The sequence below is a fragment of the Priestia sp. JSM ZJ58 genome (assembly GCF_044383985.1).
GTDB classification, from domain to species: domain Bacteria; phylum Bacillota; class Bacilli; order Bacillales; family Bacillaceae_H; genus Priestia; species Priestia zanthoxyli.
The window spans coordinates 2,172,002-2,192,842 of sequence record NZ_JBISEM010000001.1; the positions used below are offsets into that span (position 1 = coordinate 2,172,002).

Below are 20,841 nucleotides of genomic sequence, written 5' to 3' on the forward strand. Positions count from 1 at the left end.
ATTTCATGGAGTTAAACGATTTTGCTTTTCTAACTAGTGATTAGTATATCCAATAAGAGAGTGTTTTATTGATTTTTTTTGCGTTTTTTATTATTTTGTTTCTGTTGTTCGGTTAATGGTTCATTTGAAAATTCTTCATTATAACCCGCTCCCTTTCCTTGAGCGCTAGCCGCGTTAGCTCCAGGAATGACGTGGTTTGACTTGCGTTTAGCCATGTTGAATCACCTCCGTTTCTAGCATGCGTAAAAATCAATGAAATATGAATTATTAGAAAAATAAAAGGCAGATGGAAAAAGGTTATAAGTGAAACTTATGTTAATTAATAACATTCTTTTTATTTACTTATGTATAATATTATATTAAGATAGATGGTGAAGGGAATAGAGGATGGGGTAAGTAAATCCTTTATACATAGAATTTTAAGGGGGTAAAAGCAATGACTAAAAAAGACGTTTTTAACGCTCGTTCGTCATTCGATCTTAATGGCAGCACATATAATTATTACCGCTTACAAGCTTTAGAGGAAGCAGGTTTAGGTAACGTATCTAAGCTGCCGTATTCAATTAAAGTATTATTAGAATCTGTTCTTCGTCAGGTAGATGGCCGTGTTATTACAAAAGAACACGTCGAAAACCTTGCAAAATGGGGAACAAAAGATATCAAAGATATCGATGTTCCTTTCAAACCATCTCGTGTTATTCTTCAAGATTTCACTGGAGTTCCAGCGGTTGTAGACTTAGCGTCACTTCGTAAAGCAATGGCTGATTTAGGAGGAGATCCTGACAAAATCAATCCAGAAATTCCAGTAGACCTCGTTGTCGACCACTCCGTACAAGTTGATAAAGCAGGTACAGCTGACTCATTACGAATTAATATGGACCTTGAGTTTCAACGTAATACAGAGCGCTATAATTTCTTAAGCTGGGCTCAAAAATCATTTAATAACTATCGTGCAGTTCCGCCAGCTACTGGTATCGTGCATCAAGTAAATTTAGAATATTTAGCAAACGTTGTTCATGCTGTTGAAGAAGATGGCGAATTCGTAGCTTTCCCTGATTCTCTAGTAGGTACTGACTCTCATACAACGATGATTAATGGTATCGGTGTTTTAGGATGGGGTGTTGGCGGTATTGAAGCGGAAGCAGGCATGCTTGGTCAACCTTCTTATTTCCCAGTTCCTGAAGTAATCGGTGTTAAACTTGTTGGTGAATTACCAAACGGTACTACAGCTACAGACTTAGCGTTAAAAGTTACGCAAGTGCTTCGTCAAAAAGGAGTAGTCGGAAAATTCGTTGAATTCTTCGGTCCTGGCGTAGCTGAACTTCCATTAGCTGACCGTGCAACAATTGCTAATATGGCTCCTGAATACGGTGCAACATGCGGGTTCTTCCCAGTTGACGCAGAGGCATTAGCATACATGCGTTTAACAGGAAGAGATGAAAAAGACATTCAGGTTGTCGAACAATATACAAAAGCAAACGGTTTATTCTTTACACCAGAAAATGAAGATCCAATTTTCACTGATGTTGTTGAGATTAATCTTGCTGAGATTGAAGCAAATCTTTCAGGTCCAAAGCGTCCGCAAGATTTAATTCCACTTTCTCAAATGCAAACAGAATTCAAGAAAGCTTTAACAGCTCCTGTTAGCAATCAAAGCTTCGGACTTGATGCTAAAGACGTGGATAAAGAAGTTACGTTTAAGCTTGCAGACGGTTCAGAAACAACAATGAAAACAGGTGCCATCGCTATTGCGGCTATCACAAGCTGTACGAACACATCAAATCCTTACGTATTGGTAGCAGCTGGTTTAGTTGCGAAAAAAGCGGTAGAAAAAGGATTGGATGTTCCAGCTTACGTGAAAACTTCTTTAGCACCAGGTTCAAAAGTAGTAACGGCTTACCTTCAAAATTCAGGATTGCTTCCATATTTAGATAAAATCGGCTTTAACATCGTAGGCTATGGCTGTACGACTTGTATCGGTAACTCTGGTCCACTTGAAGCTGAAATTGAAGCAGCGATTGCAGACAGCGACTTGCTTGTAACGTCTGTTCTTTCAGGAAACCGTAACTTTGAAGGACGTATTCACCAATTAGTAAAGGGTAACTACCTTGCTTCTCCACCGCTTGTTGTAGCATATGCACTGGCTGGAACGGTAGATGTAGATTTACAAAAAGATCCAATCGGCATTGATACAGACGGCAATGAAGTATTCTTTAGCGACATCTGGCCTTCTCAAGATGAAATTAAAGAAGTTGTTAGCCGTACCGTAACGCCTGAATTATTCCGTAACGAGTATGAGCGTGTATTCGATGACAATGAGCGCTGGAATGAAATTAAAACGAGCGAAGATGCTCTTTATACGTGGGAGAATGATTCAACATACATCCAAAATCCACCGTTCTTTGAAGGCTTATCAGAAGAGCCAGGTGAAGTAGAACCGTTAAATGATCTTCGCGTAGTAGCGAAATTTGGTGACTCAGTGACAACGGATCACATTTCACCAGCGGGTTCAATTGCAAAAACATCACCTGCAGGTCTTTACCTTCAAGAAAACGGTGTAGAACCAAAAGACTTTAACTCATACGGTTCTCGTCGTGGTAACCATGAAGTGATGATGCGCGGTACGTTTGCAAACATCCGCATTAAAAACCAAGTAGCTCCTGGTACAGAAGGCGGCTGGACAACGTACTGGCCAACAAATGACGTAATGAGCATTTATGATGCTTGTATGAAATACAAAGAGCAAGGTACAGGTCTTGTTGTACTTGCAGGTAAAGATTACGGCATGGGAAGTTCTCGTGACTGGGCAGCAAAAGGCACAAATCTTTTAGGTATTAAAACAGTAATCGCTGAAAGCTTTGAGCGTATTCACCGTTCAAACCTAGTATTAATGGGTGTTTTACCTCTTCAATTTAAAGATGGTGAAAGCGCGGATACATTAGGTTTAACTGGAAAAGAAACAATTGCAGTAGCAGTTGATGAAACAGTAAAACCACGTGATCTTGTAAAAGTAACAGCAACTGATGAAGCTGGAAACAAAAAAGAATTTGAAGTACTGGTTCGTTTCGATAGTGAAGTTGAAATTGATTACTATCGTCACGGTGGTATCCTTCAAATGGTGCTTCGTGATAAATTACAGTCTAAAACACATGCGTAAGGTATAAAGAAAAAGAGCGGTTCTCGTGAGCCGCTCTTTTTTTATGCAAACGCACCGTTTTCGACAAAAAGTGAGAGGGAAATATGCTATATTATAAAAGAAAATGCCCGATAAAAGGATTATTTTAGTAGATATTGCACATATCTATTAGTACATAGATTATCACTTTTTAGAAGAAATAAAGGAGCCGATCATATGGTTAAAAAAATAATTGCGGTCTTGCTTCTAGTAGGCTTTCTTAGCTACGCACTTTGGGAAGGGCTTTCTCCAAATGAAGCATCCGATAATTCTAACTTAAGCGAATACAAGGATTTAAATATTAAAAAAGGCGATAGTGCTCGTCAGGCTTCTGGTCAAGCTTATGGGTTAGAACCAAAAGATACAGCACCTCCGTTTACACTTTCAGATACGAACGGAAAAACTGTTCAATTATCGGACTTTAAAGGAAAAAAAGTTATTTTAAACTTTTGGGCCACATGGTGTCCGCCGTGTCAAAAAGAAATGCCCGATATGCAAGCGTTTTATAAGAAATATGGAAACGACGTACAGCTGCTTGCGGTTAATTTAACTTCATCAGAAGGTAGTAAACAGGCAGTATCTAAGTTTCTGAAAGAAAAACAGTTTACGTTTCATGTATTATTGGACGACCAAGATACTGTGGGAAGTAAAAAATACCGGGTGTCCACCATTCCGACATCTTACTTTATAGATGAAGAAGGGAAAATTGTTCAGCGAGTGAATGGTCCAATGACGCTTAAACAAATGGAAAACTTTGCTCAACAAGCAGCGAATTAACTTCGCTGCTTGTTTTATTAAAAATGAAACTTATTTACTTTACCATCGTATATATAGATAAGTCAGTAAATATGTCAAACTTTCTTACAACTTTTCAAAAAGTATGTTTACTTATCTGACAAATTGGTTACAATATAGATAGTTATATGATATCAGTTTCTTTTGATTTTTCAGATTTTTCATAAAAATTACATAAAGTAGGTGTTGGAATCATGAGAAAATTACGCAAACGTTCATTTGAAGAGTTAGTGCAAGAAAATAAAACGCAGCTGTTAAAAGATCAGTCAGAAATTGAACGCATTGAATTGGAAATTGAAAAGCGGTTAGAAGATCGTATGCTTGAAAGAGCTGAATAACTTTAAAGTAAGTTGGTTAGAGTAACGGTGAGGAGGGGATAAGCATGGGAAATCCTAAAAAACAAAGCAAAAGTTTTGTTCCGAATCACATCGGCACTCAACCGAGAGAAGCTGGTGGAAATAACGGAAAACAAATGCAAGATACATCCGGCAAGCATCCTCAAGTTATTCAAACCAAAGGTGAATGAATAAAAAGTCGCTGAATTCAGCGACTTTTTATTATTTGAATTCTACTGTGAATAAATAAACGTAAGGGTTGCTCGAAATAAGCTCTTTAACAACTTCTCCGTCATCGGTTGAAAGCGGAGCAACTCGTATGCCACTGCCATCGTCACCAAATAAAGCAGCAACTGGATATGGTTTATTCATTTTCACTTTTTGTTTTTTCTCTAATCCAGTAAAGGAATAGCCGTTCATTTTCTTTGGCTTTTCCGCTTCTATCCCTAGGTTTGTATCGTTGCTTCCCACATTAAACATTACTTTGTGAGTATCATCATCGATTTTATATGTAATAGCAAACATGTCAAATTCTTTTGAAACAGTCAACCCTCCTGAGAATAAAGGTTGTTTGGCTTTTCCCTTTTCATAATAAGTAGCTTTTACATAAGCTTCTTTTGCTCCATTAGGAGCTTTAACATTGTATGCCATGATATTACTTTTGTAGTCTAAGTTTGTCACGGCTAACATTTTTTCTTCATGTTTTGAGTAATGGTGAGGCTTGATAGAGGCACTTATTGTCAATTTGGATGCCAATGAAGTTTGCGACATAAAAAATACGGCAAGCACTGCAATAAAGATGACGCTTAGTAATGTTATCATTCGTTTGGTCATAGCGATTCCCCCTTTGTATGTATATATTACCATATTATGTATGTTTTATATATACATTTTAACTTAATTATAATTATATTATGTAAACTAAAATCATTTTTTTCCACTTATAGAGATGAACAAATCCGGCATACTACAATTGTAACAAAGTTATTTTGAGGAGGAAGATACAATGGCATGGAATAAACCGAATCCAGACGATCGCAGTGATAACGTTGAAAAATTACAAACAATGGTACAAAATACAATGAAAAACATTGAAGAAGCAGAAGAAGCTGCTGCATGCAGCACTGAAGAAGAACGTCAGCGCATTCAGCAAAAAAATCACAATCGCGAAGTAAGCATTGAAGCAATGCGCAGCGAAATAAAAGATGAATCAGAAGCTCGTCAAAATGGTTACGAAGGTACGATTTAATAAGTAAAACAGCGACAATAAGCAGCTAAAAATAAACGGTTTTAGCTGCTTTCTTTCTATATTTTTTTAGTAAGGTGAATAATAATATAAACTAGCGAAGAGGTTTATGTAGGTGAAAAAGCACGTGAAAAAGAAAATAGTAAGGATTTTGGTCAGTTTACTTGTCGTTTTGATTATTGTGGGCTCTTATCACACGCATAAGCCCTTGCCTAAAGGAGTTTCATACGAAAGTAAGCCTCACAAAGTAGAAGATGTATTTCTTTTATCGGACCTAACGTATCAAGACCAACAGACGTCGGTTTCCGAACAACATATTTTTCAAGCAGTTACGAATGCGATTGATGACGCAAAAGCTTTTATTATTATGGATATGTTTCTATTTAATGGCTACTATAACCAAGGTGAAACGTTTCCTCACCTTAGTGATACACTTGCAAGTAAGCTGATTGAAAAGAAACGAAAACATCCTACTATCGAAATCGTCTTTATTACAGATGAAATCAATACAACCTACGGCTCACATGATTCAAAGTGGTTAGATTCACTGCGGCTAAACGGAATCAAAGTGGTGCAAACCAATTTATCTAAGCTCAGAGACTCCATTCCACTATATTCTTCAGTGTGGAGAACTTTTGTTCAGTGGTTTGGTGAAAAAGGAACTGGATGGATCACGAATCCTTTCGGAAATAATGCGCCTAACGTGACGGCCCGTGCTTATTTTAAGTTGTTAAATGTAAAAGCTAATCACAGAAAAGTAGTAGCAACCGATCAAAGCGTTATTATCTCCTCTGCCAATCCTCATGATGCAAGCTTTTATAATTCCAACATGGCCTTTGAAGTAAAAGGGAATATCATTGGAGATGTTGTAAAAAGCGAACAAGCCGTGTCTGATTTTTCTTACGGAGGAGATTTACCTCGGTATAAGAAGAAAGAAAAAGAAAAGGGAGACCTCTATGTTCAGCTGTTAACAGAAGGCAAAATTTATAAGCACGTATTACATGATTTACGTCATGCTAAAAAAGGCGACGATGTGTGGCTTGGCATGTTTTATCTTGGAGATCGAGACGTAATAAAGGCGCTTTTGAAAGCTTCCGAACAAGGGGCAAACGTACGATTAATTTTAGACCCTAATGAAAATGCGTTCGGAAGAAAAAAGTTCGGACTGCCTAACCGTCCAGTCGCAGCAGAACTTGTGAAAAAATCTAAAGGCGATATTAAAGTTCGCTGGTATCATACGGGAAAAGAGCAGTATCATCCCAAAACTTTATTTATTCGAAACAAAAGAAAGGCAATGATTATTGCAGGAGCAGCAAATTTCACAAAACGAAATTTGGATGATTTGAACTTAGAAACGGATATTAAAGTATCAGGACCTCCTAACAAAAAGGTTATGACGGAACTAAACGCTTATTTTGACCGCCTATGGACAAATAAAGACTACACATACACACTTCCTTATAAAAGGTATGAAAATAAGATGACGAGGCTGGAAACACTGATATATCGTATTCAAGATGCGCTTAGTCTTACAACATATTGAGTAATAACCAAACTAGTAGGAGTATATTCTCCTTATATGGTAAGATAAAACAGGAACAGTGCAAGAGGAGGTAGAATCATGCTAGTATCGAAGAAAGAAATCGAAGTGCGCTATGCAGAAACCGATCAGATGGGCGTTGTGTATCATGCTAACTATTTAGTATGGATGGAAATAGGCCGAACACAGTTTATCAGTGATTTAGGTTTTAGCTATGCACAAATGGAAAGAGACGGTGTGCTGTCGCCAGTTATTGATATACAGGCATCATATAAAAAGCCGCTTCATTATGGCGAGACAGCTGTGGTACATACTTGGGTTGAGAACTATGACGGTCTACGCGTTGTGTACGGATACGAAATTTTTAATTCAGATGAAGAACTTGCGTTAACAGGAACATCGTCACACGTATGTGTAAAAAAAGAAAACTTTAAGCCTATTTCGATTCGCCGTAATTATCCGGAATGGCATAAAGCCTATGAAGACGCCAAAAAGCAGGGTTAAGCGTAAGAATAAAAAGCATCGATAAATCGATGCTTTTTATTCTTACGCTTCGTAATGAAAGTCAGGTTCTTTTGTTTCTTCATTATAATTTACGGTCAAATCATGACCATCAAAGTACCAAAGGTCTTCATCTTCTACGAAAAATGTTAAACCGTCAACTTTTGTTTCAACGCCAACGTTTTTAGGAGAATCTGTGTTTACACCTAAAGAAAAACCTTTTTGAACGTTGCTGCATCCGCCGTAGCGAACAAAAAAGCGAATTGTTTCGTTTCCTTCTAGCATCATTTCGTCTTTGTACCACGTAGCTGCTGCTTCTGTTACTGTTAATTTCATTAATTATGCTCCTTCCAATACTGCGGATACATTTATTATAGTAGAAAGATAGATAAATTACCAATATATACGAATCCAGCTAGGAAGGAATAAGATAAAATAAAATAAAACGATTTAATATAGAGGCGAATGCTTCATTTCTATATTAAATCGTTTCATTCTTTCATTTAAAATCATATTGTTTTCCAATGGTTTCCCAGCAGTGAACGCAGTAGCGGCTTCCTTCTAGCTGTGAATCCATTTTCTTATTACGTTTGCAAATGGGGCATTTTTTCTTCACATTATTCACCTCCTTATTTTAGTATCAGTATAACTAATAAACAAGAAATGTATTCGCTTACAAAGTGGTTATAAAAAAAGAAATAAGAGGAAGAGCCTCTTATTTCTTTTTACCTGATAAAAATGTGACTTTCGGTTCTGTTTTGTTAAGAATTCGCGTAATGTTTGCGCGGTGTCTGTAAATGACAAAGGCTACAATTACACCAATAATCATAATAAGCATGTAGTCTTGTTTAAATAGCGTGTAGATAAAGGTTAATACCCCAGTAACCATTGATGACAGTGATACATATTTCGTTATGTATAAGCAGATAAAAAAACATAATAGCACGAAAACAAATAAAAGAGGTTCATAACATAAAATCACTCCGGCGGATGTGGCAACAGCTTTCCCGCCTTTAAATTTCGCGAAAATAGGAAAAATATGACCAATGACAGCAAATAAACCAATGAAGAGAATGTTTTGATTTGTATCAAATAAAAGCGGTAAAGAAGCTGCTAGGGTGCCTTTTAGAATGTCTCCAAGCGTAACGATAATTCCGGCTTTTACACCCAATGTACGAAACGAGTTGGTGCCGCCTAAATTGCCGCTTCCATGCTCTCGTATATCGATGCCGTATCCTAGTTTTCCAACAACTAGTCCAAAAGGAATAGAGCCCAAGATATAGGCAAGAATAGGTAATAAATAATTCATGTTTGAAAGCTCCTTTATTTCTATATCGTTTCTATTTTACCATGAGATACTTAAAAAAACATAGTTAGTTTTGGGTGAGAGACAATTATTTTAAAAAAAGAAGACGTTTACAAAAATAGAGAAAACGGGTACTATATGCAGGAAATCAACTGTAAATCGCGAATGTTGTTCAGTACATATTATATAGCTAAGAGAGGTAATAGACATGTCCATTAAAATTCCTTCCCGTCAAGAGCTTGGTAAAATATTAAAAAAAAGCAAGCGCATTGCTGTAGTAGGTTTATCAGATAATCCTCATCGAACGTCTTATATGGTTTCAGAAGCCATGCAGCAGCAAGGTTACGAGATAATTCCGGTGAACCCAACAATCAACTCAGCGCTCGGCGTAAAAGCCGTATCTTCATTAAAAGAAATTGAAGGGCATATTGATATCGTTAATGTATTTCGTCGCTCTGAGCATTTGCTTGAAGTTGCAGAAGAGTTTTTAGAAGTAGATGCAGACGTATTTTGGGCACAATCTGGTTTAATTAATGAAGAAGCATATGACCTGCTCGCTAAAAAAGGGTATACTGTAGTTATGGATCGTTGTATAAAAGTCGAGCATGCTTTAACAAAGTAAGATCTATAAGCAGAACAACCAACCCATGCACACTGCTTGCATGGGTTTCACCATGCGTTGAAATAGTAAGAGAGTTTCCGCTACAATAGACGTTAGACAGCTAGCTTTATAAGGCTTATAATCCATGAATACACAAGATATTGCTTTTATAATACGGAAATTTGTGCTAAAATCTTGTAAGTACGCAAAAATAGAAACATACGTTCTGTTGATGCGAACACTATAAAATTAAAAGATAGGATACATGATCATTTATTCTTAGACACGAAGCGCAAACGTTTGTGTTTCATACATAATGTAGTAATGTTCGTTGTGATGAAAGGGGTAGTATGAATGGCTCGGAAACAACAATTTAATTATAATGAAGATGCAATTCAAGTACTAGAAGGATTAGATGCCGTTCGTAAACGTCCTGGTATGTATATTGGAAGTACGGATACACGTGGTCTGCATCATTTAGTATATGAAATCGTCGACAACTCTGTCGATGAAGCTCTAGCAGGCTACGGAGAAGAAATTATTGTAACCATTCACAAAGATAATTCAATTTCTGTACAAGATAAAGGTCGAGGTATGCCAACGGGCATGCATAAACTAGGAAAACCAACGCCTGAAGTTATTTTAACCATCTTGCATGCAGGAGGTAAATTCGGACAGGGTGGATATAAAACAAGCGGAGGCTTACACGGAGTAGGTGCATCTGTTGTAAATGCGCTGTCTGAATGGTTGACTGTAACCATTCATAGAGATGGATTTATTTATGAACAGCGTTTTGAAAGTGGAGGAAAGCCGGTTACGACGCTAGAAAAAATAGGGAAAACAAAAAAAACGGGAACAACGATTCATTTCAAACCGGATGCCACGATTTTTTCAACAACCGTGTACAATTATGATACGCTTTGTGAACGGCTCCGCGAATCGGCTTTTCTATTAAAAGGATTCAAAATAGAGTTAATCGATAAAAGGCATGATCGTCAAGATATCTTTCATTATGAAACAGGTATTCAAGCCTTCGTTTCATATTTAAATGAAGAAAAAGATTCACTTCATCCAGTCGTCTTTTTTGAAGGGATTCATCATAATATTGAAGTTGAATTTGCGTTTCAATTTAACGATGGTTATTCTGAAACCATTTTATCATTTGTTAATAATGTTCGTACCAAAGACGGGGGAACGCATGAGTCCGGTGCAAAAAGCGCTATGACGCGTGCGTTTAATGAATACGCTCGTAAAGTAAGCCTGCTAAAAGAAAAAGACAAAAACTTAGAAGGAACGGATATACGAGAAGGATTAGGAGCCATCGTTTCCGTTAGAATACCTGAAGAGTTGCTTCAGTTTGAAGGACAAACCAAAGGAAAGTTAGGTACAAGTGAAGCTCGTTCGTCGGTAGATGCAGTTATTTCTGAAAAACTTGCCTATTTCCTAGAAGAAAATCCAGACGTAAGCTCTCTTCTTGTAAAAAAAGCAATCAAAGCTGCTCAAGCGCGTGAAGCGGCACGTAAGGCGAGAGAAGACGCAAGAAACGGGAAAAAACGAAAGCGTCAAGAAACCGTTCTAAGCGGGAAGTTGACGCCTGCGCAATCAAGAAATCCTCAGCGAAACGAACTGTACCTAGTCGAAGGGGATTCCGCCGGAGGTTCAGCAAAACAAGGAAGGGATCGCCGCTTTCAAGCTGTGCTGCCGCTGCGAGGGAAAGTTATCAATACCGAAAAAGCCAAACTTCAAGATATTTTTAAAAACGAAGAAATTAGTACGATCATTCACGCGATAGGCGGAGGAGTAGGCGCAGATTTTACAATCGATGATATTAACTACGATAAAATAGTCATCATGACCGATGCGGATACGGATGGGGCTCATATTCAAGTGCTTCTTCTAACGTTTTTCTACCGCTATATGAAACCGCTTGTGGAAGCAGGAAAAGTGTTTATTGCTCTTCCACCGCTTTACAAAGTAAGTAAAGGGTCAGGTAAAAAGGAAGTGGTTGAATATTCATGGAGTGACGAAGAGTTGCAAGGTGCTATCGATAAGGTAGGAAGAGGGTATATGATTCAACGCTATAAAGGTCTCGGTGAAATGAACGCAGATCAGCTTTGGGAAACAACAATGAACCCAGAGACGCGTACGCTGATTCGTGTTCGTATTGATGATGCTGCTCGCGCTGATCGTCGTGTGACCACTTTGATGGGCGATAAAGTAGAACCACGCAGAAAATGGATTGAAAGCAACGTAGCGTTTGGATTAGAAGAAGATCCAAATATTTTAGATAATGAAAATGTATTAACGGTCGCAGAGGAGGACGTACAATGACACAAACAGAACGCTTTTTAGATTTACCTCTTGAGGATGTACTAGGCGACCGTTTTGGTCGATACAGTAAATATATTATTCAAGAGCGTGCACTGCCGGATGCAAGAGACGGGTTAAAACCCGTTCAGCGTCGTATTTTATATGCAATGCACGTAGATGGAAATACAGCAGAAAAAGGGTTTCGTAAGTCAGCCAAAACTGTAGGGAACGTAATTGGTAACTATCACCCTCATGGTGATTCATCTGTATATGATGCCATGGTTCGAATGAGTCAAGAATGGAAAGTTAGAAATGTATTAATCGAAATGCACGGAAACAACGGAAGTATTGATGGAGATCCCCCAGCAGCAATGCGTTATACAGAAGCTCGCCTTTCATCGATTGCTGCAGAACTTCTACGAGATATTGACAAACAAACGGTTGAGTTTGTGTCTAACTTCGATGATACAAGCAGCGAACCAACTGTGTTACCAGCTATGTTTCCTAACTTGCTAGTGAATGGATCCACGGGTATTTCAGCTGGTTATGCTACAGAACTTCCTCCTCATCATTTAGGTGAAGTAATTGACGCAACGATCATGCGAATTGATAAACCAACGTGTACAATTGAAGAATTAATGACGGCTATCCAAGGTCCTGATTTTCCTACAGGGGGAATCATTCAAGGTGTAGACGGGATTAAGAAAGCCTACGAGACAGGTAAAGGGAAAATTATTATTCGCGGAAAAACGGAAGTGGAGTCCATTCGCGGTGGAAAACAGCAAATTGTCATTACGGAAATTCCGTTTGAAGTAAACAAAGCCAACCTTGTGAAGAAAATGGATGAGCTTCGTTTAGATAAAAAAGTGGAAGGTATTGCTGAAGTTCGCGATGAAACGGATCGTACGGGTCTGCGCATCGTAGTAGAATTAAAAAAAGACGCAAATGCTCAAGGAGTACTTCACTTCCTTTATAAAAATACGGATCTGCAAGTACCGTATAATTTTAACATGGTTGCCATTGCTAAAAAGCGACCAAAGCTTATGAGTTTGGCTAACATTCTTGATGCTTATATTGATCATCAAAAAGAAGTAGTAACAAATCGTTCTAAATACGAACTGCAAAAAGCACGTGAACGTGAACATATTGTAGCGGGATTGATTAAGGCACTGTCGATTTTAGATGAAGTTATTGCGACGATTAGAGCTTCTAAAGATAAGCGCGACGCTAAAAATAATTTAATTGGCAAATATGAATTTACAGAACCTCAAGCAGAAGCGATTGTGTCGCTTCAATTATACCGTTTGACAAACACGGACATTACAGCTCTACAAGCGGAAGCTGAAGAGCTAGGTGCTAAAATTAACGAGTTAGAAGAAATCTTACATAGCGAGAAAAAACTTTTTAATGTAATCAAAAAAGAATTACGCCGTGTAAAAAAGCAATACAGTACAGAACGCCGCTCAAAAATTGAAGCGGAAATCGAAGAGATTAAAATTAATCTAGAAGTGATGGTTCCATCTGAAGAAGTGATGGTAACAGTCACAAAAGACGGATATGTAAAACGAACAAGTCTTCGTTCTTACGCCGCGTCTAACGGGCAAGACTTCGGTATGAAAGATACGGATCGAATTTTAGCGAAGTATGAAATTAATACAACCGAAACGCTGCTCATCTTCACAAACAAAGGGAATTATTTATATATGCCAGTGCACGAACTTCCTGATATCAGGTGGAAAGACATGGGTCAGCATATCATGAACATTGTTCCAATTGATAAAGAAGAGCAGATTGTACGAGCGATACCGGTAAAAGAATTTAAAGAAAATCAGTATCTGCTTTTCTTTACGAAAAATGGTATGGTCAAAAAATCAGAATTACTTCAATATAAAGCACAGCGCTACTCCAAAGCTCTTGTCGCTCTTAATTTAAAAGGCGATGATGAAGTAGTCGATGTATATCAAACGGATGGTAAAAAACAAGTGTTTATTGCCACTCGCTCTGGCTACGGACTGCGTTTCCGGGAAGAAGAAATTAATATTGTAGGAACTCGCGCTTCTGGTGTAAAAGGAATTAACTTAAAAGACGATGATTATGTTGTAAGCGGCGTTATCTTCGATGAAGATGAAGCTCTATCAACTGAATTATTTATCGCCACGCAGCGAGGAGCTGTGAAAAAGACAAAAATTGCTGAGTTTGAAGAATCAGCACGAGCAAAACGAGGGCTAGTGATGGTCCGAGAACTAAAATCTAATCCGCATCAAATTGCAAAAGTAAAAGTAATCTCTAAAGAACATTACATGATAGTGGAATCATCTAAAGGTCAAATCGAGCAGGTTGATCCATCTACAATGCGAGCTAGTGACCGATATAGCAACGGTTCATTCGTATTGGACCAAAGCGAAGCTGGCAATTTAGTTGATATGTGGCTGGAAGAAAAATAACAAAAAAAGTAGTAAAGTTTTTAAAGCTTTACTACTTTTTTTACCCAATATTTTTAAAATGAACTATGTTCTAAATAAACAATGTAAAATGATTTTCCTACTCCTCATTCCAAATGAACATCATGCATCTCCTACACAAGCCTATAAGAAACTTTTGAATGTTCAAATTGTCCAAAACATATATATATAAGAACATCTAGGAGGTGTTATATATGAACTATTTTATTCACGTAACTCCTAAGACTAAACTTTTTGTTCGGGATATTGGAAAAGGGGAACCCGTTCTTTTCCTTCACGGGTGGCCTGTTAATGCTAAAATGTACGAATACCAATTTACAACGCTGCCGGCCTGCGGTATTCGGTGTATTGCTCCTGATCTTCGAGGATTTGGAAAATCAGATGCGCCTTTCACCGGCTATTCTTACAATCAATTAGCGGATGATATTCGTATGTTAGTAGAAAAATTAGGACTTAAAAATTATACGCTAGTAGGCTTTTCTATGGGGGGAGCCATTGCCATTCGATATATGAGTAGACACTTAGGATATGGCGTGAAGAAGTTAATTTTATTAGGGGCAGCGGCTCCAAGCTTTATTCAAAAAACTGATTTTCCATACGGACTTCCTTCTGAAGAAGTAAATACAATTATTCAAAATACGTATAGAGATCGTCCTAACATGCTTGAAGACTTTGGGAAAAAATTTTTTAATCAGCCTGCCAGCGCAGCTTTTAGAGGATGGTTTCAAGATTTAGGTTTAGAGGCATCTGGCCATGGAACGATTAAAACTGCGGTGTCTTTACGAGACGAAGACTTACGGGAAGATTTGAGTCAAATTTTCGCTGAGACATATATATTACACGGAAAAAAAGATCAAATTTGTCCATTTGATCTTGCAAAAGTAATGAATCGCCACATTTCATTTTCTACACTGATCCCATTTGAAAATAGTGGACACGGTCTTTTTTATGATGAACGTGAGAAAGTAAACGACACCCTTATTGAACTCATCAATAAAAGCTCAGCCGATAAGTAAGGATACACATTTAAAACCGAATTGGCAGCCAAATAAAAAAAGTAAAAAACCAGCACCTAACGTAATGAGGCGAAAAAGCTTAGGCGTGATAAATTTTCTTGTAAAATGAATGCTGCCCGCAATATTTAAATTCCAAAGAATGATGCCAAAAATAATAAAGAAGCTATGAAAAAAGACGGATAGCCACGTTTGACTTTGAAGACTTTCGCTTAAGCTTGATCCAAATACACCGAACCAAAACACAATATTTAAAGGGTTCATAAGAGCAATAAAAAAACCTGTAAAAAACGACTTATCTTTTTTAGCAGAGGGGTTATTTACATCTACTGAAAAGGAACGAGAGACAGCTTGTTTCATACTTTGAAAGCCAACAAATGTGAGCATGACAAAACCCGTTGCATACAGGACAACCGTAACAGCCTGCATCTGAACAAAAGGGGTTAACCCTATTAAAATGAGAAGCATAAATAAGATATCGGCTGTCATTCCTCCTAAACCAACTAGCCAAGAAGCCCAAAATCCTTTTGTCAGACCTCTTTTAATCATCTCTATATTAATTGGGCCTACCGGTGCTGCGAGACTAATACCTAGAATTATTTGTTTTATAGCAATCAAAAACCACTCCACAAACACAGCCTCCTTTCTAACTTGTCCAATAGTAGCTTATATATATATAGATTAGAATTTTATAATTTAGAAGCGAGATTTAGTTAAAAATACTCATAAACTTTCTTTTTTTTAATACACATGTAACGTTGAGTTCCATAAGGAGGGTTTTAATGGTATCAAAAATGCTTTTTCGAGCTAATGAGATTTTAGAGTCAACGCACGTCCCGTTCTGGGGGAAAGATGCTTTTCAATATTTCCAAAGCGATATATTATCAGAAGAAAATCCATTTCCCTGTATATTAGGGGTAGAAGGCTTTAAAAAAGATTTACTGCGTTTTTCATTTGTGACGACTCCTTATAACTATCAAGATATTAAACATGCAGCGGCGGCACTTAGAGAATACATAGATACATTTAAGACCATAGGTCGCTATACATCCTTTGTGTTATTCTTTAAGCCTGAACATAAAGAACGGTCAATGGAAGAGTACGAAACGATGTTTTGGGATACGCTGACGTTTCTTCATCAAATTGATCAAAAGAAATGGCCGCAAGATATTCCGAAAGACCCAAAAGATGCATTATGGGAATTTTGTTTTCACGGAGAACCTATTTTTGTCGTCTGTAATACGCCTGCTCATTCTCTACGTAAAAGCCGTAAGAGCAGAGGATTTATGATTACATTTCAGCCGCGGTGGGTGTTTGAAGGTATGACAGGAGATTCAAAAATAGGGAAGCATGTACAAAAAGTCGTCCGCGATCGGTTAAAAACATATGATGACGTATCAGCTCACCCTGAGTTAGGCTGGTATGGACAGCAGGAAAACAGAGAGTGGAAACAATATTTTTTACACGATGATAATAACCATACTACCGGACAGTGTCCATTTAAATTAAAAAGGAGTGAGCAGCATGGACGTAAAAAAAGCCTCTATTAAAAAAGGAGTTGGCGGAAAGTTTGAAGAAGTAATTAAAGAGCTGCTTCCGGCGTATACTGGATACGTTGAAGTACAGCACGATATTGCTTTTCAAACACATCCGTCTCATACGCATCCAACTGATGAAATTCTTCATATCCTTGAAGGATCTATTTACTTTACAGTTGAACGTGATACGGTTCTATGTCAGGCCGGAGATCGGATACATTTACCGAAACAAACGGTTCATTCTTCAAAAGCCGGTCCTGATGGATGCACATACGTTATTTCCATTTTAAAATAAAGACGAAAGAAGATGATGCTTATGCTACGTTCCCGGCCAGTGTTGCTACTTATCGATGTACAAGAAGGGTTTTATTCACCCCAGTGGGGAGAAAGAAACAATTTAGATGCAGAAAAGAATATGCTGACGCTACTGCAAGCATGGAGGCGCCAAGACTATCCTGTCATTCACGTGCAGCATGCATCAGAAAATCCAGACTCTCCTTTACATCCAAGTTCAAAGGGGTTTCAGTTCAAAGAAGGATTTGGTCCACAAGAAGACGAATACTTAATTCGCAAGCACGTGAACAGCTGTTTCATTGGAACAGAGCTAGATAGCTATTTAAAAGCAAATGGCTATGATACGCTTATCTTAATAGGACTAACTACTAATCACTGCGTCTCTACGACTGCGCGCATGGCTGGAAATCTAGGGTATAGGACGTATGTTGTGAACGATGCAACGGCCTGTTTTGATTGTATGTCCTACGATGGAAAAACCAGACTTCTTGCAGAAGATGTACATACATTCGCACTGTCTTCCTTGCACGGAGAGTTTGCAACGGTCGTTTCTACAAAAGAGACTCTTCAAGTCCTTCAAACCTTTCAATATGCCCAAAACCAATAACCGATGTGCATGCGCACATCGGTTTTTTATGTAGATTATGTTTCTTAAAAGAAGTAAAATAAAGATAATTCTATACTATAAGGAGTTTGTACATATGATCATTCGTTATGCTAAAGAAGAAGATTTACCTATGCTTGTTGAAATTTATAATCAATCCGTTCAAACAAGTGCTGCTACTTTTGACTTAACGCCTGTAACAGTAGAACAAAGAAGGGGCTGGTTTAATAATCATATTAGCAATGAACTTTTTCCACTTATTGTCGCGGAAAAAGATGGAGTAGTAGCGGGCTATGCTTCGCTTTCCTCGTATCGAGATAAAGAAGCGTACATTCAAACAGTAGAGCTATCGATTTATATTGATAAAAATCAACAAGGGCATGGTATTGGGAAACAGCTTATGAAGCGCATTTTGGAATTAGCTAAAGAGCTCGACCATCACGTTGTCATTTCAGGAATTACAAAAGGGAATGATATCAGTATCAAAATGCATGAGCAATTTAATTTTACATTTTGCGGAGAGTTTAAAGAAGTGGGCTGGAAATTTGATCAGTGGCAAGATGTACTTTTTTATCAGCTTATTTTATAAGATGTATGACACCTTTACACATTGTAACGTTTTAGTTTCATGTGTAAAGGTTATTAAAATAATAAGTTGTTTTATTATTTTAATACGAAAGGTGTTAGCTATCATGAGTACACATTTTCAATATCAACATCTAAGAGCTGTGCCGAAAAAATGGTCCCAAAATGAACTGCATATCCAGCTGAATAGAATCAAACACAATTCTGAACTATCTACTATAGCAGCAGATCCGCTTTTTCATCTGTTAGAATGTACCCGTTCAGGCCTTCAAACTAAACAAGAAATCATAGACTACATCCAAACCATTCCTAATCACCAACTTCCATCTTTTGCAACTCATTTAAGCAGGTTAATTCAGCGTATTTATTATATCGAAGCTGCTGATTACTATAACCGTCCCCTCAAAGGTTATATGCTTGTTATGAAAAACCAATCCGCTTATATATCTCTTCATTTTGCCGATCAGCTCATATAAAAAAAGCTCTCTATTCAAAAGAATAGAGAGCTTTTTTTATTCGTATTTTTTCACTGTTACTTGACATTCTTTTAACGGGATAAGCTTCGACTTTTTCGTCCATTTGTATCCTAACCAAACAATTAAGAATAAAGGAAGTCCGATATAAGAAACAAGTACACCGTACCAGTCAATCGAGTCACCCATAAACGCCGAATAGTTTTGGCCTAAAATAACAACGGCACATAAAATAAAGGCAAAGATAGGGCCAAATGGGAAAAGTTTTGCATGATATGGAAGTTCACTCAAATCATGACCTTGAGCAACAAATGCTCTTCTAAAACGATAGTGGCTGATCGCAATTCCTAACCAAGCAATAAAACCAGACATACCAGAAGCGTTAAGTAACCACGTATATACCGCACCGTCTCCAAAAAATGAAGCACCAAATGCAAGTGTACCGACAAGTGCCGTTGCGATTAAGGCATTAACTGGAACGCCTCGTTTATTCACTTTTGCTAAGAACCTTGGTGCTTTTCCATCTTTCGCTAAGTTCCACAGCATACGCGTAGAAGCATACATTCCTGAGTTACCAGCAGATAAAACAGCTGTTAAAATAACGGCATTAATCGCTGATGCTGCAAACGCCAGACCTGCTCGTTCGAATATTAAAGTAAACGGACTTACTCGCACGTCATCACTTGCTAATGAATTCGCTGTGTATGGAATAAGCATTCCAATAACAAAAATAGCTAAAATATAAAATAACAAGATGCGCCAGAAGACTTGTTTAACTGCGCGAGGAACCGTTTTTTCCGGATCTTCACTTTCTCCAGCTGCGACTCCAAGCAACTCTGTTCCTTGGAATGAAAAACCAGCTGCCATAAAGATACCTAGTACAGTGAAGAATCCACCGTGAATCGGTCCATCACCAAGCGTGAAGTTTTTAAAACCTGGTGCTTCATTGTTAAAGATACCAAAAATCATCATAATACCAATAACTAAAAAGATAATAACCGTTATTACTTTAATTAACGAAAACCAAAATTCAGATTCACCAAATCCTTTTACAGAAAGGTAGTTAAGCCCAAACATAATTAATAAAAACAGGGCACTCCATAAAATAGAAGAAGAGTTCGGGAACCAAAATTTCATAATAAGGGCTCCAGCAGATAATTCAGCTGCAATCGTAATAGCCCAGTTATACCAGTAGTTCCAGCCGAGAGCGAAACCAAAGGATGGATCTACAAAACGAGACGCATACGTACTAAATGAACCAGCTTCAGGCATATAAGCTGCGAGCTCTGCTAGACTGGTCATCAAAAAGTAAACCATTACGCCAATAATAGCGTAAGCTAAAAGCGCTCCCCCAGGTCCTGCTGTGTGAATTGCTCCACCACTTGCTAGGAATAAGCCGGTTCCGATGGCTCCTCCTAATGAAATCATCGTTAAGTGGCGAGATTTCAACCCACGTTTTAATTCTTGCTGCTCTTGCATAGATAAATACTCCTTTCGAATGTACGGAAAGAGACGGGATAACATAAAAAAAGCCCGCAGTATATGTGCGCGCTTTTAAATCTGAAAACCGCGTCAACCTTCCGTGAAGATAGCTCTTCACATCACTCGCATGATGTGACAGTTCTGTTCCTGTTCGGAGACAGCCCCAGCTTAAATCAACCGAGAAGTGATTTAAACTTCGGCAATTTTTCCTTTCAAGCAACATCCTCAATGTTCTCTGCATTTCCGTTACTTTACTATTAAAAACTGCGACCTCTACCTCATCGATTAGGATGAGGGTTTTTTATATTCAATTGACATAAAAGAAGTATAACAAATACTAAAACGATTGTCATTATAAAAATAGATTCAGAAAATAGAAACATCTTTGAAATCTCTCGAATCTATTTTGTTACGTATGGTATAATAAACATTGTCTTTATACTACATAAATATCCAAACGTACCACAGGGGGAGCCGCCGTGCTGAGAGTGAACGAAATGTTCAGACCCTTCGAACCTGTTAGTTAACGCTAGCGTAGGAATGTGGGAATAGTAGCATATATTTGCTTACTCCTGTGTAAA

22 protein-coding genes and 2 riboswitches are annotated in these 20,841 nt (G+C 37.9%); of the genes, 16 read left to right on the forward strand and 6 right to left on the reverse strand.

Annotated features, from left to right (window positions below; genetic code table 11):
* Positions 1-65 precede the first annotated feature (65 nt).
* A complete protein-coding gene (gene sspO / locus ACH6EI_RS11585; protein WP_013083371.1) occupies positions 66-215 on the reverse strand; it encodes a small acid-soluble spore protein O in 150 nt (49 codons plus the stop codon).
* A 221-nt stretch (positions 216-436) separates the two neighbouring features.
* Here sspO and acnA point away from each other — a divergent pair, with 221 nt between their 5' ends.
* From acnA to ACH6EI_RS11605, 4 genes are all read left to right on the forward strand, one after another.
* Positions 437-3,157 carry an aconitate hydratase AcnA gene (gene acnA / locus ACH6EI_RS11590; RefSeq protein ID WP_033579123.1) on the forward strand — a complete coding sequence of 907 codons (2,721 nt, stop codon included), beginning with the start codon at positions 437-439 and terminating at the stop codon, positions 3,155-3,157.
* 195 nt (positions 3,158-3,352) lie between these two features.
* A complete protein-coding gene (locus tag ACH6EI_RS11595; RefSeq protein ID WP_028413159.1) occupies positions 3,353-3,952 on the forward strand; it encodes a TlpA disulfide reductase family protein in 600 nt (199 codons plus the stop codon).
* A 212-nt stretch (positions 3,953-4,164) separates the two neighbouring features.
* On the forward strand, positions 4,165-4,308 hold the full coding sequence (locus tag ACH6EI_RS11600; RefSeq protein ID WP_014459884.1) for an FbpB family small basic protein: 144 nt from the start codon (positions 4,165-4,167) through the stop codon (positions 4,306-4,308).
* A 44-nt stretch (positions 4,309-4,352) separates the two neighbouring features.
* Complete coding sequence (locus ACH6EI_RS11605) at positions 4,353-4,496, forward strand: acid-soluble spore protein N (RefSeq protein ID WP_014459885.1); 144 nt, start codon at positions 4,353-4,355, stop codon at positions 4,494-4,496.
* A gap of 31 nt (positions 4,497-4,527) precedes the next feature.
* On the opposite strand, the gene ACH6EI_RS11610 is transcribed toward ACH6EI_RS11605, so the two are convergent.
* A complete protein-coding gene (locus ACH6EI_RS11610; RefSeq protein ID WP_108674744.1) occupies positions 4,528-5,139 on the reverse strand; it encodes a hypothetical protein in 612 nt (203 codons plus the stop codon).
* A gap of 172 nt (positions 5,140-5,311) precedes the next feature.
* On the opposite strand from ACH6EI_RS11610, the gene tlp reads away from it, so the two are divergent.
* The 3 genes from tlp (at position 5,312) to ACH6EI_RS11625 (ending at position 7,595) form a co-directional block, all read left to right on the forward strand.
* Positions 5,312-5,554, forward strand: coding sequence for a small acid-soluble spore protein Tlp (gene tlp / locus ACH6EI_RS11615; protein ID WP_013057249.1), 243 nt, complete (start codon positions 5,312-5,314; stop codon positions 5,552-5,554).
* Positions 5,555-5,666: 112 nt separating this feature from the next.
* Positions 5,667-7,094: a phospholipase D family protein gene (locus tag ACH6EI_RS11620; protein WP_098113033.1), complete on the forward strand. Its 1,428-nt coding sequence runs from the start codon at positions 5,667-5,669 to the stop codon at positions 7,092-7,094.
* 78 nt (positions 7,095-7,172) lie between these two features.
* Positions 7,173-7,595, forward strand: a complete 423-nt coding sequence (locus tag ACH6EI_RS11625; protein ID WP_048019239.1) for an acyl-CoA thioesterase — start codon at positions 7,173-7,175, stop codon at positions 7,593-7,595.
* A 42-nt stretch (positions 7,596-7,637) separates the two neighbouring features.
* Here the strand turns inward: ACH6EI_RS11625 and ACH6EI_RS11630 are convergent, their stop codons facing one another.
* Both ACH6EI_RS11630 and plsY read right to left on the reverse strand, forming a co-directional pair.
* Positions 7,638-7,928 (reverse strand): HesB/YadR/YfhF family protein, encoded by a 291-nt coding sequence (locus ACH6EI_RS11630; protein WP_013057245.1) that lies wholly within the window; start codon positions 7,926-7,928, stop codon positions 7,638-7,640.
* A gap of 379 nt (positions 7,929-8,307) precedes the next feature.
* Positions 8,308-8,901, reverse strand: coding sequence for a glycerol-3-phosphate 1-O-acyltransferase PlsY (gene plsY, locus ACH6EI_RS11635; RefSeq protein WP_014459891.1), 594 nt, complete (start codon positions 8,899-8,901; stop codon positions 8,308-8,310).
* A gap of 205 nt (positions 8,902-9,106) precedes the next feature.
* Between plsY and ACH6EI_RS11640 the strand changes: the two genes are divergently transcribed.
* From ACH6EI_RS11640 to ACH6EI_RS11655, 4 genes are all read left to right on the forward strand, one after another.
* Positions 9,107-9,520, forward strand: a complete 414-nt coding sequence (locus ACH6EI_RS11640) for a CoA-binding protein (RefSeq protein WP_013057242.1) — start codon at positions 9,107-9,109, stop codon at positions 9,518-9,520.
* Between the two features lie 333 nt (positions 9,521-9,853).
* Positions 9,854-11,830: a DNA topoisomerase IV subunit B gene (parE, locus tag ACH6EI_RS11645; protein WP_108674743.1), complete on the forward strand. Its 1,977-nt coding sequence runs from the start codon at positions 9,854-9,856 to the stop codon at positions 11,828-11,830.
* Positions 11,827-14,253 carry a DNA topoisomerase IV subunit A gene (gene parC / locus ACH6EI_RS11650; protein ID WP_108674742.1) on the forward strand — a complete coding sequence of 809 codons (2,427 nt, stop codon included), beginning with the start codon at positions 11,827-11,829 and terminating at the stop codon, positions 14,251-14,253. Before parE ends, parC begins: the two co-directional genes overlap by 4 nt.
* Before the next feature lie 212 nt (positions 14,254-14,465).
* Positions 14,466-15,287, forward strand: coding sequence for an alpha/beta fold hydrolase (locus tag ACH6EI_RS11655; protein WP_098999381.1), 822 nt, complete (start codon positions 14,466-14,468; stop codon positions 15,285-15,287).
* Here the strand turns inward: ACH6EI_RS11655 and ACH6EI_RS11660 are convergent.
* Positions 15,273-15,914, reverse strand: coding sequence for a LysE family transporter (locus ACH6EI_RS11660; protein ID WP_063247899.1), 642 nt, complete (start codon positions 15,912-15,914; stop codon positions 15,273-15,275). The two genes, ACH6EI_RS11655 and ACH6EI_RS11660, sit on opposite strands and share 15 nt — an antisense overlap.
* Positions 15,915-16,066: 152 nt before the next feature.
* Here ACH6EI_RS11660 and ACH6EI_RS11665 point away from each other — a divergent pair, with 152 nt between their 5' ends.
* The 5 genes from ACH6EI_RS11665 (at position 16,067) to ACH6EI_RS11685 (ending at position 18,781) form a co-directional block, all read left to right on the forward strand.
* Positions 16,067-16,834, forward strand: a complete 768-nt coding sequence (locus tag ACH6EI_RS11665) for a YqcI/YcgG family protein (RefSeq protein ID WP_099331057.1) — start codon at positions 16,067-16,069, stop codon at positions 16,832-16,834.
* Complete coding sequence (locus ACH6EI_RS11670; RefSeq protein WP_013057236.1) at positions 16,809-17,117, forward strand: cupin domain-containing protein; 309 nt, start codon at positions 16,809-16,811, stop codon at positions 17,115-17,117. The genes ACH6EI_RS11665 and ACH6EI_RS11670 overlap by 26 nt, the downstream gene beginning before the upstream one ends.
* Positions 17,118-17,138: 21 nt before the next feature.
* The gene (locus tag ACH6EI_RS11675; RefSeq protein ID WP_033579113.1) at positions 17,139-17,723 is read left to right on the forward strand and encodes a cysteine hydrolase family protein; all 585 of its coding nucleotides are present in this window, start codon (positions 17,139-17,141) and stop codon (positions 17,721-17,723) included.
* A gap of 94 nt (positions 17,724-17,817) precedes the next feature.
* Positions 17,818-18,309: a GNAT family N-acetyltransferase gene (locus tag ACH6EI_RS11680; protein ID WP_033579112.1), complete on the forward strand. Its 492-nt coding sequence runs from the start codon at positions 17,818-17,820 to the stop codon at positions 18,307-18,309.
* A gap of 103 nt (positions 18,310-18,412) precedes the next feature.
* Positions 18,413-18,781 (forward strand): hypothetical protein, encoded by a 369-nt coding sequence (locus ACH6EI_RS11685; protein WP_099331056.1) that lies wholly within the window; start codon positions 18,413-18,415, stop codon positions 18,779-18,781.
* Between the two features lie 36 nt (positions 18,782-18,817).
* Here the strand turns inward: ACH6EI_RS11685 and ACH6EI_RS11690 are convergent, their stop codons facing one another.
* Positions 18,818-20,257: an amino acid permease gene (locus tag ACH6EI_RS11690; protein WP_099331055.1), complete on the reverse strand. Its 1,440-nt coding sequence runs from the start codon at positions 20,255-20,257 to the stop codon at positions 18,818-18,820.
* Positions 20,258-20,359: 102 nt separating this feature from the next.
* Positions 20,360-20,544: riboswitch (Lysine riboswitch) on the reverse strand.
* A 173-nt stretch (positions 20,545-20,717) separates the two neighbouring features.
* A riboswitch (TPP riboswitch) is annotated at positions 20,718-20,818 on the forward strand.
* Positions 20,819-20,841: the final 23 nt, after the last annotated feature.

What these genes read in the sequence shown, in the direction of transcription:
- sspO (WP_013083371.1), bottom strand. Translation starts at nt 215, where the DNA reads ATGGCTAAACGCAAGTCAAACCACGTCATTCCTGGAGCTAACGCGGCT.
- acnA (WP_033579123.1), top strand. Translation starts at nt 437, where the DNA reads ATGACTAAAAAAGACGTTTTTAACGCTCGTTCGTCATTCGATCTTAAT.
- ACH6EI_RS11595 (WP_028413159.1), top strand. Translation starts at nt 3,353, where the DNA reads ATGGTTAAAAAAATAATTGCGGTCTTGCTTCTAGTAGGCTTTCTTAGC.
- ACH6EI_RS11600 (WP_014459884.1), top strand. Translation starts at nt 4,165, where the DNA reads ATGAGAAAATTACGCAAACGTTCATTTGAAGAGTTAGTGCAAGAAAAT.
- ACH6EI_RS11605 (WP_014459885.1), top strand. Translation starts at nt 4,353, where the DNA reads ATGGGAAATCCTAAAAAACAAAGCAAAAGTTTTGTTCCGAATCACATC.
- ACH6EI_RS11610 (WP_108674744.1), bottom strand. Translation starts at nt 5,139, where the DNA reads ATGACCAAACGAATGATAACATTACTAAGCGTCATCTTTATTGCAGTG.
- tlp (WP_013057249.1), top strand. Translation starts at nt 5,312, where the DNA reads ATGGCATGGAATAAACCGAATCCAGACGATCGCAGTGATAACGTTGAA.
- ACH6EI_RS11625 (WP_048019239.1), top strand. Translation starts at nt 7,173, where the DNA reads ATGCTAGTATCGAAGAAAGAAATCGAAGTGCGCTATGCAGAAACCGAT.
- ACH6EI_RS11630 (WP_013057245.1), bottom strand. Translation starts at nt 7,928, where the DNA reads ATGAAATTAACAGTAACAGAAGCAGCAGCTACGTGGTACAAAGACGAA.
- plsY (WP_014459891.1), bottom strand. Translation starts at nt 8,901, where the DNA reads ATGAATTATTTATTACCTATTCTTGCCTATATCTTGGGCTCTATTCCT.
- ACH6EI_RS11640 (WP_013057242.1), top strand. Translation starts at nt 9,107, where the DNA reads ATGTCCATTAAAATTCCTTCCCGTCAAGAGCTTGGTAAAATATTAAAA.
- parE (WP_108674743.1), top strand. Translation starts at nt 9,854, where the DNA reads ATGGCTCGGAAACAACAATTTAATTATAATGAAGATGCAATTCAAGTA.
- parC (WP_108674742.1), top strand. Translation starts at nt 11,827, where the DNA reads ATGACACAAACAGAACGCTTTTTAGATTTACCTCTTGAGGATGTACTA.
- ACH6EI_RS11655 (WP_098999381.1), top strand. Translation starts at nt 14,466, where the DNA reads ATGAACTATTTTATTCACGTAACTCCTAAGACTAAACTTTTTGTTCGG.
- ACH6EI_RS11665 (WP_099331057.1), top strand. Translation starts at nt 16,067, where the DNA reads ATGGTATCAAAAATGCTTTTTCGAGCTAATGAGATTTTAGAGTCAACG.
- ACH6EI_RS11670 (WP_013057236.1), top strand. Translation starts at nt 16,809, where the DNA reads ATGGACGTAAAAAAAGCCTCTATTAAAAAAGGAGTTGGCGGAAAGTTT.
- ACH6EI_RS11675 (WP_033579113.1), top strand. Translation starts at nt 17,139, where the DNA reads ATGCTACGTTCCCGGCCAGTGTTGCTACTTATCGATGTACAAGAAGGG.
- ACH6EI_RS11680 (WP_033579112.1), top strand. Translation starts at nt 17,818, where the DNA reads ATGATCATTCGTTATGCTAAAGAAGAAGATTTACCTATGCTTGTTGAA.
- ACH6EI_RS11685 (WP_099331056.1), top strand. Translation starts at nt 18,413, where the DNA reads ATGAGTACACATTTTCAATATCAACATCTAAGAGCTGTGCCGAAAAAA.
- ACH6EI_RS11690 (WP_099331055.1), bottom strand. Translation starts at nt 20,257, where the DNA reads ATGCAAGAGCAGCAAGAATTAAAACGTGGGTTGAAATCTCGCCACTTA.